This is a genomic window from Chryseobacterium gregarium DSM 19109 (assembly GCF_000430845.1).
Taxonomy (GTDB): Bacteria; Bacteroidota; Bacteroidia; order Flavobacteriales; family Weeksellaceae; genus Chryseobacterium; species Chryseobacterium gregarium.
Map to the genome: position 1 here is coordinate 23,622 of NZ_AUMU01000020.1, position 12,730 is coordinate 36,351.

12 protein-coding genes are annotated in these 12,730 nt (G+C 39.7%); 8 read left to right on the forward strand and 4 right to left on the reverse strand.

What is annotated here, in order from left to right:
* Positions 1 to 44 precede the first annotated feature (44 nt).
* The 8 genes from H561_RS0118520 (at position 45) to H561_RS0118555 (ending at position 8,546) form a co-directional block, all read left to right on the forward strand.
* Positions 45 to 674, forward strand: a complete 630-nt coding sequence (locus H561_RS0118520; RefSeq protein ID WP_027388352.1) for a TetR/AcrR family transcriptional regulator — start codon at positions 45 to 47, stop codon at positions 672 to 674.
* Between the two features lie 103 nt (positions 675 to 777).
* Positions 778 to 1,773, forward strand: a complete 996-nt coding sequence (locus tag H561_RS0118525; RefSeq protein WP_027388353.1) for an outer membrane protein assembly factor BamD — start codon at positions 778 to 780, stop codon at positions 1,771 to 1,773.
* A 42-nt stretch (positions 1,774 to 1,815) separates the two neighbouring features.
* On the forward strand, positions 1,816 to 2,139 hold the full coding sequence (locus tag H561_RS0118530) for a DNA-directed RNA polymerase subunit omega (protein ID WP_027388354.1): 324 nt from the start codon (positions 1,816 to 1,818) through the stop codon (positions 2,137 to 2,139).
* Positions 2,140 to 2,257: 118 nt separating this feature from the next.
* Entirely contained in the window at positions 2,258 to 3,460 is a 1,203-nt protein-coding gene (gene coaBC, locus H561_RS0118535; RefSeq protein ID WP_027388355.1) for a bifunctional phosphopantothenoylcysteine decarboxylase/phosphopantothenate--cysteine ligase CoaBC, read from the forward strand.
* A 36-nt stretch (positions 3,461 to 3,496) separates the two neighbouring features.
* Positions 3,497 to 4,405: a type IX secretion system protein PorD gene (gene porD / locus H561_RS0118540; RefSeq protein WP_027388356.1), complete on the forward strand. Its 909-nt coding sequence runs from the start codon at positions 3,497 to 3,499 to the stop codon at positions 4,403 to 4,405.
* Between the two features lie 65 nt (positions 4,406 to 4,470).
* A complete protein-coding gene (locus tag H561_RS0118545) occupies positions 4,471 to 6,120 on the forward strand; it encodes a DNA repair protein RecN (RefSeq protein ID WP_027388357.1) in 1,650 nt (549 codons plus the stop codon).
* A 232-nt stretch (positions 6,121 to 6,352) separates the two neighbouring features.
* Positions 6,353 to 7,819: a DUF5687 family protein gene (locus H561_RS0118550; RefSeq protein ID WP_027388358.1), complete on the forward strand. Its 1,467-nt coding sequence runs from the start codon at positions 6,353 to 6,355 to the stop codon at positions 7,817 to 7,819.
* 4 nt (positions 7,820 to 7,823) lie between these two features.
* A complete protein-coding gene (locus H561_RS0118555) occupies positions 7,824 to 8,546 on the forward strand; it encodes an ABC transporter ATP-binding protein (RefSeq protein WP_027388359.1) in 723 nt (240 codons plus the stop codon).
* Positions 8,547 to 8,693: 147 nt separating this feature from the next.
* Here H561_RS0118555 and hemE read toward each other — a convergent pair whose 3' ends face one another.
* From hemE to hemA, 4 genes are read right to left on the reverse strand one after another with little or no spacing between them, the layout of a single operon-like run.
* Positions 8,694 to 9,725 carry a uroporphyrinogen decarboxylase gene (gene hemE / locus H561_RS0118560; protein WP_027388360.1) on the reverse strand — a complete coding sequence of 344 codons (1,032 nt, stop codon included), beginning with the start codon at positions 9,723 to 9,725 and terminating at the stop codon, positions 8,694 to 8,696.
* A gap of 40 nt (positions 9,726 to 9,765) precedes the next feature.
* Positions 9,766 to 10,449, reverse strand: coding sequence for a uroporphyrinogen-III synthase (locus H561_RS0118565; protein ID WP_027388361.1), 684 nt, complete (start codon positions 10,447 to 10,449; stop codon positions 9,766 to 9,768).
* Between the two features lie 57 nt (positions 10,450 to 10,506).
* Positions 10,507 to 11,415 (reverse strand): hydroxymethylbilane synthase, encoded by a 909-nt coding sequence (gene hemC, locus H561_RS0118570; protein ID WP_027388362.1) that lies wholly within the window; start codon positions 11,413 to 11,415, stop codon positions 10,507 to 10,509.
* Positions 11,402 to 12,676 (reverse strand): glutamyl-tRNA reductase, encoded by a 1,275-nt coding sequence (gene hemA, locus H561_RS0118575; protein ID WP_027388363.1) that lies wholly within the window; start codon positions 12,674 to 12,676, stop codon positions 11,402 to 11,404. Before hemA ends, hemC begins: the two co-directional genes overlap by 14 nt.
* Positions 12,677 to 12,730 lie beyond the last annotated feature (54 nt).

The following is a 12,730-nucleotide window of genomic DNA, read 5'->3' on the forward strand; positions in this document are numbered from 1 at the left end:
ATAAGTTTGTTAAAAATTTCTTAACTTTACTAAAACTGCACTGTATGAAGAAAAAATTTACTGAAAAGCAAATCCATATATTAGATATTGCCGAAGAGCTGATTGCCAAAAAAGGATATGAGGGCACATCCGTAAGGGACATCTGCTCAAAAGCCAATATCAACGTGGCGATGATCTCATATTATTTCGGATCTAAGGAAAAAATGATGTCTTATCTTTATCAGTACAGAGTGCAGAAAACCAGGGAAAACTTTTCTGAGTTTGCCGATACGATCAAAGAAGGGAAACCGGAAATGCAGATGAAGGAGATCATTAAATACATTGTTTCACAGTTATTCAAATATAATTATTTTCACGGATTCGTAACCCAGGAGCTCAGGCATACTGATACCGTAAAAGGAGAACTGCTGGATTTTTACCAGATATTTGTTAAAAAGCTGGATGAAGTGATTAAAAAAGGGGTTTCTTCCGGGGTGTTTACTTTTACGCCTAAGCCTGAAGATATTCTCACCACCATTATCGGGTCTACTTTATTTGTTATCCGGAATCGGAATTTTTATGAGCTCTATGTTCCCAATAAAAGTGAGGAAACCTATTCTAAAGAAGCCGAGAAGAAAGTGAAAATGAATCTTTTAATGAGCGTTTTTGCTATTTTAGGATATGCAGCAGACTAAAATTGCGTTAAATAATCATAAAAAAAAATCTATTGACAAAAAAGTTATATTTTTGCAAATTAGTAAATCGGCTGTATCATCCGAAAACTGTTGAATTTTTTATATGAAAAAATATATTTTAGGTGTTTTTGCTGTAGCGGTATTGTCATCTTGTGTGAGCCGGCAGGAAAAAGCAATGAAAAGTGCTGACAAAAACTTTATTTTAAAGGCAGCGAATGATAATTTTGCCAAAAAGAAATGGAAAAATGCCTTAGCACTTTATGACAGGCTGGCCAATCTAGTTGCCGGTACAGACGATTTCCCGAATGTCGGCTTTAATACGGCTTATGCCAACTACTATGATAAGAATTATAAACTGGCAGGCCATCAGTTCAAAAATTTTGCAGTAAGTTTCCCGAAAGATCCCAGAGCGGAAGAAGCGGCTTATATGTCTGCATTGTGCTACTATGAAGGATCTATGGACTATAACCTTGATCAGTCTACTACCCAGTCGGCCATCAATGAGCTTCAGGATTTCCTGAACAACTATCCCAATTCAGAAAGATCTAAAAATATCAATACCCTTATTGACGAGCTTTCTTACAAGCTGGAAGTCAAAGCCTACGAAAATGCGAAACAGTATTTCAAAATGGGTGAATATAAGGCTGCGAACGTAGCGTTGGAAAATGTTCTGGAAGATTTTCCAAGTACAAAGCTTCGTGCTCAGATCTATGATTATATCGTAAAATCACGTTATGAGCTGGCCACGAAATCAGTTTATGACCTTAAAGATGAGCGTATTGAAAGTGCTTTGGCATTTACAAGACAGATCGAAAAGGAAATGCCGGGTACGGAAGTTGCCAAAACAGCTCTGGATATCAGACAGAAACTTGAAAAAGAAAAGAAAGATTTTGTCGTGGTGAAAAAACAAACTGAAGCAAGAATTGCCGTTTTAACGGAAAGACAGAAAAAACTGGAAGCGCAGAATACTGAAAAGTCTAAAACCGAGCAGCAGATGAAAGATCAGATGGATGCTGAGAAGAAAGCAATGCAGATTCAGAGGGACAGTGCAGCGATTAATACCCCTCCGCCTGCTGCCACTTTCAAGATTCAAAGATAATTCGTAAATTTGCGAACTTAATATAAAATTAATATTCTCAAAATGAGTGTAAAAGATACAAAAGCAGAAGTAAATACCATTACTTACGATAAAGATAAGATTGAAGGCAAATTAAACTCAATCTATGAAGCGATTGTTATCATGGGAAAAAGAGCGGAGCAGATCAACGCTGAAATCCGTACGGAACTGCATAATAAGCTTGACGAGTTTGCTGTTCACAATTCTACATTGGAAGAAGTTTTCGAAAACAGAGAGCAGATCGAAATTTCAAAACATTATGAAAAACTTCCGAAGCCGACTTCTATTGCTATCGAAGAATGGCTGAATGAAGATATTTACTTCAGAAAGACTGAAGAAAGAAAATAAGAATCAGTATATTTTTATAAATTAAGGTCATAAGGGAAATCTTTTCTTTATGACCTTTCTTGTTTCAAAGGTTTATAAGAAAAATTAAGTAATTTAGTATTCTTAAAATTAAAACTTAATGGGTCTTTCCGGGAAAAAAATTCTCATCGCAGTTTCTGGGGGAATTGCAGCTTACAAAATTCATTTTCTGATCAGGGATTTTATCAAAAAAGGCGCTGAGGTCCAAGTAATCATGACGGCTGATGCAGAACACTTTGTGACCAAGCTGAGCCTGTCTACCTTATCTAAAAAACCGGTGTACACAGACTTTTACAGTGACAACGGAACCTGGAACAGCCATGTGGAAATGGCTTTATGGGCAGACCTGATGCTGATGGCACCGTGTACGGCAAATACTTTGTCAAAAATGGTCCACGGGATGTGTGACAGCCTGCTGATGGCAACCTATATGTCTGCAAAGTGCCCTGTTTTTATTGCCCCTGCAATGGATCTGGATATGTATATCCATCCTTCCACAAAGAGAAATCTGGAACTGGCAGAAAGTTTCGGACATCATATTATTCCTGCTGAACATGGAGAGCTGGCAAGCGGGCTGGTAGGGCAGGGAAGAATGGCTGAGCCCGGAACCATTGCAGAAGTTATTGATGATTTTTTTAATTCAGATGCTGCAAAAACGTTAGAAGGGAAAACCGTTTTGATTACTGCCGGGCCCACCTATGAAGCTATTGATCCTGTACGGTTCATCGGTAATCATTCTTCCGGAAAAATGGGATTCTCTCTGGCGGAGGAAGCTTCAAAAAGAGGAGCCAAGGTTATTCTGATTTCCGGCCCGAGTTCCGAGAAAATCAAAGGAAATAATATTGACCTTCATCAGGTAACTTCCGCAAAAGAAATGCTGGCCAAAGTTTTTGAGTTTTACGAAACCGTGGATATCGGAATTGCAAGCGCAGCCGTTGCCGATTATGCCCCGAAAGAAGTAGCTTTGGAGAAAATAAAGAAAGACGGTGAGAACCTGACGATTGAGCTCGTGAAAAACCCGGATATTCTTAAAACCATGGGAGAAAAAAAAACGCATCAGTTTCTGGTAGGTTTTGCCTTGGAAACGCAGAATGAAGAAGAGAATGCTAAAGGGAAACTGGAGAAGAAAAACCTGGACATGATTGTTCTGAACTCCCTGCGTGATAAAGGCGCAGGATTTAAAAACGATACCAACAAAATAAAAATATTTACCAAAACAGGGAAACAGGAATTCAGCCTGAAATCTAAGGACAAAGTGGCCGGAGATATCCTGGATTTTGTGGAGGCTCAGCTTTTAAAATAATTTTAATAAATTTCCGTTCTTAATTTTTAATAAAAAATGAAAAAAATTTCAAGTATATTTTTACTTCTCTTTATATTCAGTACCGGTTTTTCCCAGGAATTATTGTCGACTGTCCAGGTAAACTCGCAGCAGCTGGGAGGAAGTAACCAGTCGGCCTACAAAGCTCTGGAGAAAAGTTTAAGGGATTTCATTAATAACACCAGCTGGACCGGGAAAAAACTTCAGAATTTTGAAAAGATCAAATCCAATTTTGCCATTGTGATCACTGAAAGAGACGGAAACCGGTTCAGGGGAACCATTGTGGTACAGGCGGTACGTCCCGTTTTCAACACCACTTATGAATCTCCGCTGATCAATCTTCAGGATCAGAGATTTTCTTTTGATTATGTGGAAAATGAAAACCTGATCTTCAATGAAAGACAGTTTTCAGGGAAAAACTTAATTGATGTCATCAGTTTTTATATCTATCTTATTTTAGGCTATGATGCCGACAGCTTTCAGTCGATGGCAGGAACCCAATGGTTTCAGAAAGCCCAGCAGATTGCCCAGAATGGAGAATCCCAGAATACGTATGACGGCTGGAAACAGATCAATGAACCGCGGAGCCGCTCTATCCTGATTAAAGAGATCCTGAGCCCGAACTGGAGCCAGCTGCGTGCGACCATGTACTCTTACCACAGAGCGGGTCTGGATAATCTGTTCAATCAGGACCAGGCTGCCGCGAAAAAAGTGATTTTTGATGCGTTGATGCAGTTGAAGCAGTACGAAAATTCTTTTCAGCAGGCTTATTTCTTTAACCTTTTTATGGATGCCAAAGCGGATGAGATATTCAATATATTCAATTCAGGAAACAACGGAGGCATTGTTCTAAGTGACCTGAAGAATGAAATGATCATCCTTTCCCCGAAAAACACAGAAGCCAGATGGAGTAAATGGAAACAGTAATCTTATCTTGAATTCTGAAATCTAAAGTTCTATATTTGCAATAGCTAAAGTAACCGCTATTATCAATGCTTTCGAGAATTTACATTAAAAACTTTGCCCTGATTGATACGCTTGAAGTATCACTGAACAACGGTCTGCAGGTCATCACCGGGGAAACCGGTGCCGGAAAATCTATTATTTTGGGAGCTTTGCGACTGATCCTGGGAGAAAGAGCGGATGTAAAATCCATCTCAAACGCACAACAGAAAAGCATTGTAGAAACGGAATTTGCCCTACATAATCAGTTCAAGAAATTCTTTATCGAAAATGATCTTGATTACGAGCATCAGACCATTATCCGAAGGGAAATCCTGCCTTCCGGAAAATCAAGGGCATTCATTAATGATGTACCAGTAACTCTGGATGTGTTGAAAGAGCTGTCTTCACAGCTGATCGATATCCATTCCCAGTTTGAAACATCCAATCTTTTCACTTCTGAATATCAGTTTAAAATCATCGACGGGCTTTCTGAGAACAAAAAGATGATGGAAGAGTACAAAAACGTATTCTCGGATTTCCAGAGTTTAAAAATCCAGCTTAAAAAATTTCAGGTTCAGCTTTCCGAAAACAGAAAAGAAAGTGATTACAAAGAATTTTTACTGAACGAACTGGAAGAGCTCCATCTGGATGATGTAGCGTATGAAGATCTTCAGAATCAGCTTTCTGTTCAGGAAAATGCTGAAATGATTTCTGAGAATCTGGCTATGGTATTGTCCCGTTTTCATCAGGAAGAAATAGGGATCCTGTCTTTCTTTAATGAAGCAAAAAACAAGCTTTCAAAAATCGCAGAGGTTTCAAATGCTTTTTCCGAGCTGGATGAAAGACTGGAAACTTCTTTTGTTGAGTTGAAAGACATTATTTCCGAGCTTGAAGACGAAGCTGAGAAAATAGAAATCAATCCCGAAAATCTGGCATTGCTTGCCAGGCTTAATAACAGAATTAATGCGCTTCTTGTAAAGCATAATGTTTCCGGGATTGAAGAATTAAAAGAAATCAGGGATCATCTGGCCGGAGATCAGAGAGGGGCTTCTGAACTGGAAGCCCATATTGCTGATGTGGAAGAAAATATTGTTAAAAAAGAAAAAATACTTCAGTCGCTTTCTGAAAAATTTTCCAAAAACAGGAAAAAAAGCATTCCGATATTTATAAAAAAAGCGGAAGGCCTGCTTAAAAAATTAGGTCTTGAAAAAGCACGGGTGGATATTCAGCTCCAGGCTGCCCAGGATTTTAATGCCTTTGGGAAAGAAAATATCCAGCTGCTGTTCCAGGCGAACTCCGGGTTTCCTTTAAAGCCAATCCAGACCGCTATTTCAGGAGGTGAAAGATCGAGGGTTATGCTGGCCGTGAAAAAAATCATTGCAGAAAGCGATGAGCTCCCGACTTTGATCTTAGATGAGATCGACACCGGGGTTTCAGGAAAAGTAGCCGAAGAAATCGGTAACCTGATGCGTGAAATGTCAACTGATATGCAGCTGATCGTTATCTCCCACCTGGCGCAGGTAGCTGCAAAAGGAAATAATAACTATAAAGTAGTAAAACAGGACGTTGCCGGGAAAACCCAGTCAACAATTATCCCTCTGAATGATAAGGAAAAACTCAACGAAATTGCTCAGTTACTGTCCGGAAGTAAAATTACAGAAGCTGCTCTGGCACAGGCACGGGAATTAATGAATTAAAATTTAAATATGATATAGATATATAAGGCTTCTGATTATTCATAAGTCTTTTTTGTTGTCATTCAAAAATAATTAATTTTTGGTGCAGGGAACATTCCTGATGTAAAGAAGTTTGTAATTTATTCCCTGTAAACTATCCGAAAACTATGCACTCTTCTGTAAGTTCCGGACAGATCAGGTGAAAGCCTGTAACATTTTTATGATTATCCTTACTAATATAAAAAAAGTAACTATGTTTTTTAAATTCCTCAGATTAGAAATCAAAAGTTTTTTTAGGGGTTCTTCTTTGGGAATCAATTTGGCCATGAAAATTCTCCGTTTTATCGGGATCCTTTATTTTATGGTTTGTCTGGTAGCCGGAGCCTTCGGTGCTTTTTTCTATATTCAGGAAAAACTGCATCAGAATCCTTTGCTGGTAGTATCCAGATTTCTAATAGCCGCCTGGGCTGTTGACCTGATTGCCAAATACATCTGGCAGGAAATGCCAACCCAGAATATCAAGCCGTTTCTCACCCTGAATATTTCTAAGAAAACACTGGTGAATTACCTGCTGAGCAAAACCTTCCTTTCCGTTTTCAGCTGGCTGAATTCCCTGTTCTTCATTACGTTCTGTGCGATCGCTTTGTTTAACGGATACAGTGCAACCGGCGTTTTAGGCTGGTTTATCGGCGTTTCCCTGCTGTTTTATCTTAATAATTTTATCAATATCCTCTTTAATGATAAAGAAACGGTAGCAGTTGCTGTGGGGTGTGTATTCCTGGCCGTTACGGGCTTCGCTTATTACCATATTATTCCTGTGCTCAAGTATTCGGAACAGTTCTTTTATAATTTTTACCAAAGGCCTTATTTCGCAGTGATTTCACTCATGCTGTTTTTAGGGTTATGGAAAATCTGTTTTCAGCATATCCGTAAAGTTTTCTATCTGGATCAGGGCCTCGAAGCTAAAAAAGAAGTGGGAAAAACGGAAAATATTGCCTTTTTAAATAAATACGGGGCCATCGGCACTTTTATCAACAATGATATTAAAATGCTGAAACGGAACAAGGTAACCAAAGGGATTCTATGGGGAAGCTTTATGTTCCTTTTTTATGGCATGCTGATGTTTACCTCTCCAATATATAAAACATCTGCCATGACAATGTTTATGGGACTGTTTGTAACGGGTGGTTTCCAGTTCATGTTCGGGCAGAGGGTACCGGCTTTTGACAGTTCTTATTATCCGTTGATGATGACGCTAAACGTTCCCTATAAAGAATACCTGAAAGCAAAATGGTGGCTGATGAATATCGTAACCGCTGCTTCAATGGTTCTGGCGGTTTTATATGCTTACTTCGGCTGGGAAATGTACCTGGCCTTCTTTGCAGCAGGGATTTATAACATCGGGGTTAATTCACAGTTTACCCTTTGGTCCGGGGCTTTCAACAAATCGCAGATTGATCTCAATTCCAAGGAAAAAAGATTCGGACAGAAAAACAGTTTTAACATGAAATCTTTACTGCTGCTGATCCCGAAGATGATTTTGCCGATGGCTGTTTTCGGATTGGTTCAGCACTTCTCCGGAATTACAGCGGGCGTCATAAGTGTGGCGGTGCTGGGAGCAATTGGATTCTTATTCAGGGAAAAAATCTTCGATATTATCGTAAGACATTATAAAGTAGAAAAATACAGCACACTGGAAGCATTCAAAAACAAAGATTAATAATATGATTACTATACAGAACTTATCAAAAACATACGGCAAGGCAACCGTTTTACATATTGAGCACCTGGAAATCCCAAAGGGTGAAACTTTCGGGCTGGTAGGAAACAATGGCGCAGGAAAAACAACCCTTTTCAGTGTGATGCTGGACCTGATTCAGGCAACAACGGGGTTCGTAAGCATCGATGGGATTAAAGTTCATGAATCGGAAGCATGGAAGAATAAGGTTTCCGCTTTTGTGGATGACTCTTTCCTGATTGGATATCTGACGCCGGAAGAATATTTCTATTTCATCGGGGAGCTGAGAGGTCAGAATAAAGCTTCGGTAGATGAATTCCTGAAACAGTTCCACGACCTCTTTAACGGGGAAATTTTGAACTCCGGGAAATATGTCCGGGATCTGTCCAAAGGCAATCAGAAGAAAGTAGGGATTGTGGGGGCCATTATCGGGAATCCGGAAATTATTATTCTGGATGAGCCTTTTGCGAATCTGGATCCTTCCACACAGATTAAATTGAAAAACCTAATTAAAGAATTGTCCAAGCAGGATGGGGTGACTTTCCTTATTTCGAGTCATGACCTTTCCCACACTACGGAAGTCTGCAACAGGATTGTGGTAGTTAATAAAGGTCAGCTGGTAAAAGATATTCAAACCAACCCTGAAACCCTGAAAGACCTGGAGCAGTACTTTGCAGACCAGGTTTCGGCTCCGGCTGCAGAGGTGTAATTATCAGGTAGCATGGCAGATTTTCATGTGATATCTTAATAAATCTTTGCTAGTTGTCTATTTTAAGCTGGTATGATTATACTATAAAAAAATCCCTTTCAATTATTCTGAAAGGGATCTGTATTTAAATAATCTGTAATGATATTATTAAATCATTGGTTTCCAGTCTACCACTGCTCTGATGAACGCCTCCGCATTTTCCAGAGGAATATTCGGTAAAATTCCGTGTCCGAGATTGGCAATATACTTATCCTTTCCGAAACGGTTGATCATTTCATTCACCATTTTTTTAATGGTCTCAGGCGTAGAATGCAGCCTGGCAGGATCAAAATTTCCTTGGAGCGTTACCGAATTATTGGTCAGTTTTCTCGCGATTTCAGGAGTAATTGTCCAGTCAACGCCCAAAGCAGAAACGGGCGATTGGGTCATTTCGTCCAGGGCAAACCAGCATCCTTTTCCAAATACCACCACATGCGTCAGCGGGCTTAACGCTTCCACAATCTGACTGATATATTTCCAAGAAAATTCCTGATAATCTGCCGGAGACAGCATGCCGCCCCAGGAATCGAAAACCTGAACGGCAGAAACACCTTTTTCAACTTTTCTCTTTAAATAAGCAATAGTAGTATCAGTGATCTTCTGAAGCAGTAAATGGGCCGCTTCCGGCTGCTGGAAACAGAAAGACTTCGCAATGTCAAATGCTTTACTTCCTTTTCCTTCCACACAGTAGCAGAGGATTGTCCATGGAGAGCCTGCAAATCCTATTAACGGGATTTCATTGTCTAATTTCTGTAAAGTCAGTTCAATGGCATCAAAAACATATCCTAAGGTATCATTCACATCCGGAACCACAACATTCTGCACCTGTTCCATTGTTCTGATCGGAGTATCCAGCCATGGCCCTACATTCTCCTTCATTTTAAAATCAATTCCCATGGCCTGTGGCACCACCAGGATATCAGAGAATAGAATCGCCGCATCGAGAGGATATCTTCGGATAGGCTGAACGGTAATTTCAGAAGCAAGTTCCGGGGTCTGACATCGGGTAAAGAAGTCATATTGGTTACGAAGCGCGATAAATTCAGGCAGGTATCTTCCGGCCTGTCTCATCATCCAAACGGGTGGTCTTTCTACGGTTTCCCCGCGGAGTGCTTTTAAATATAGGTCGTTTTTAATCATAATGTATCAGACTAAATTGCCATGAATGACAATTAATATATCAATCTTTGTTTAAAATCCTTGTTTTGATTAGATTCAAAACAGACAGTAAATTATTTCCTTCTGAAGTAAAAACCGGCTTTGACGTGTATTTTCTAAGTTCACCGGAAGTGGTTTCCCCGATCGAAAAAAGCATCATGTCATCAAAAGAATTCTGTTTTGCAAAACTACGAACTCCGCTCGGACTAAAAAAAACGGCAGCATGATATTTTTCAGTTATCAGAGGATGGGTTTCTTCGGTATGGTATACAACCACTTTTTTATATTGGATATTCTGAAGCGGAAGGTCTTTGTCAAGGATGCTTATTGCAATATTCCCGCAGAAATGCAAGAACTTTTCCTGCTGGCAATATTTGACAATGAATTTTGAAAGGGTATTTGCATTTTTCAGGACTTTAAATGTTCCGAAACCGTTTTTTCTCAGTTCCCGTTTTGTTTTTTCGCCGACGCAGTAAATTCTGTTGTAATATTTTGCCGTGAAATCTTCGTTGGGCTGAAAACCGTTTTTGAAAAAAGACTTTACGCCGTTAGCACTGGTAAAAATAAGGGAGTGGTTTTTTAGATCAAATGAATCAACTTTAACCGGAATGGTCTTAATTACCTCAACACAGGCAGCCGACACATCATCTCCTAATTCTTTGGATATAACGGAAGGGTCTATATTTTTGGTAAATAAGATATTCATGCAATTAAAGTTTCGAAGATGAGCCCGGAACCCGGATGTTTAAGATCTGAAAATGAATTAGATCTGATTTTTAATTTCTTCCATCAGTTCTTTTCCTCCGTTTTCAAGAACAATTCTGGCAAACTTTTCACCAAAATTCTCTTCTTCATTATACACGAAGCTCTCATCAGTGGCAATGCTGTTTTTGCCGTCCAGTGAACAAAGTGCAGCTTTAAAACGGATCTGGTCATCAAAGATTTCAGCAAAAGCCCCGATAGGTGCTGTGCATCCGCCTTCCAGAGTGCTCAGGAAATTTCTTTCCATTTCCACACAGATCTGAGTGGGCTTGTGATTGATAGAACCAAGGATTTCGTTGATTTCTTTTTTATCGGAATGTCCGGCAACGGCAATTACGCCCTGTGAAGCAGCTGGAATTAAAAACGGAAGCATTTCATAATCAATGTCCATTTTCATCCTCTTGATTCCTGCCAGAGATAGGATAGTGGCATCAAAATCTTCATCTTCCAGTTTCTGAAGACGGGTCTGTATGTTTCCGCGGATATCCGAAAACTCGGCATTGGGAAAGTTTTTTAACCAGAAGGCTCTTCTTCTCAGGCTGCTGGTCGCCAGTTTAAGTTCGTGGAACTCTTTGGTTTTCGCCGATTCTTTTCTGATCAGTACATCCTGTGGGAAATCTCTTTCCAGGTGGGCAATTAACTCAATATTTTCAGGCAATTGTGTAGGTACGTCCTTTAGGGAATGCACGGCAATGTCAATTTCGTCATTGAGCAGGGCCGTATCAAGATCTCTGGTAAAAATACCGGTAATGCCTAATGAGTACAGCGGCTGGGTAAGATTTTTATCACCTGAAGATACGATGGGAACAATTTCCGTTAAATGATTGCTGTTCTGGAGGTGTCTCGCAACTTCTCTTGCCTGCCATAGAGCCAATGCGGAATTTCTGGTTCCGATTCTAATGCTTTTCATTGAATTCATTATTTGGTTGTTCAACTAATATTTCGTGCATTAATTTACTAATTTCTTCAGCTTTTAAAGGATTATCGATGATATATTTTGCAAAACGGTTGGTGATTTTCTGAATCATTTTATCGGAAAGTTCCATGTCCGTGATGTTTATGTATTTGTTTTTTCTGTAAAAATTATGCATTTCATTGCGTTCCATATTCTTTAAAACGGCTTTGAAATGATGGATATTCGGGGCAAGTCTTCTCTTTTTTTCCCATTCAAGGAAGTCTTTGGTCATCTCCTTAATGATTTTTTCCGCTTTCGGGATTTCTTTTTCCCTTTGCTGGATGGTTTCCTGGATCTGCTTGGAAAGCTCATCTACCCCGATCAGCGTTACATTTTCATTTTCCGTAACATCTTTTTCAACATTATGCGGAATGGAAAGATCAATCACCAGCGTTTCCTTTCCGTTCGGGAAATGGGATTTATTGACGATCGGATGCCTTGCGCCGGTAGCAACAATAAGAATATCCGTATTTTTTAATTCCTGATCAAAATCTGCATAATCGATGTGCGGAATATGATATTTTTCGGAAATTTTTTCTGCGGTTTCCTGTGTCCTGTTGGTAATTTTGATTCTCGGCTGGTACACATGCTTTACCAGGTTTTCTACCGTATTCTGCCCGATTTCGCCAACTCCCAGAAGAAGAATGTTCTTTTCCGTGATCCTTTTCTGATTGTTCAGGATATAATGAACCGCTGCATAAGAAACAGAAGCCGCACCATTAGAAATCCCGGTTTCGTTTTTTATCCTTTTTGAAATCTGAATGGCAGAGTTGATGGCTCTTTCCAGAAAAGGGTTAGAGTTTATTCTTTCCTTCCTGAAACGATTGTATGCTTTTTTAATTTGTCCGATGATCTCAAAATCCCCGATGATCTGGCTTTCCAATCCGGCAGCCACTCTGAACAGATGGGTCAGAGCCTCCTCTTTGGTGAGAATATTGGCAAATGGAAGAAAATCCATCAGGTTGACCCCAACGATTTTGCAGTATTCTTCAGCAACCAGAAGGTAGTTAGGGGAAGTCGTATAGATTTCCGTCCTGTTGCACGTCGAAACCACAAAGGCATCTCCTAAATTCTCATCATGAAGCCGGGAAACAAAGCTTTTGATGTTCTCGTCAAAAAATGCAAATTTACCTCTCGTTTCTGCGTCAGCCTTTTCAAAGCTGACCGAAAGCACTGCGAAATTCGATGTCTGATGAATATTAGAATACTGTAACATAAGCGTCGCAAATTTACGGTTTTTTTACTGAACCGTCCGCTGAAACTGTATATG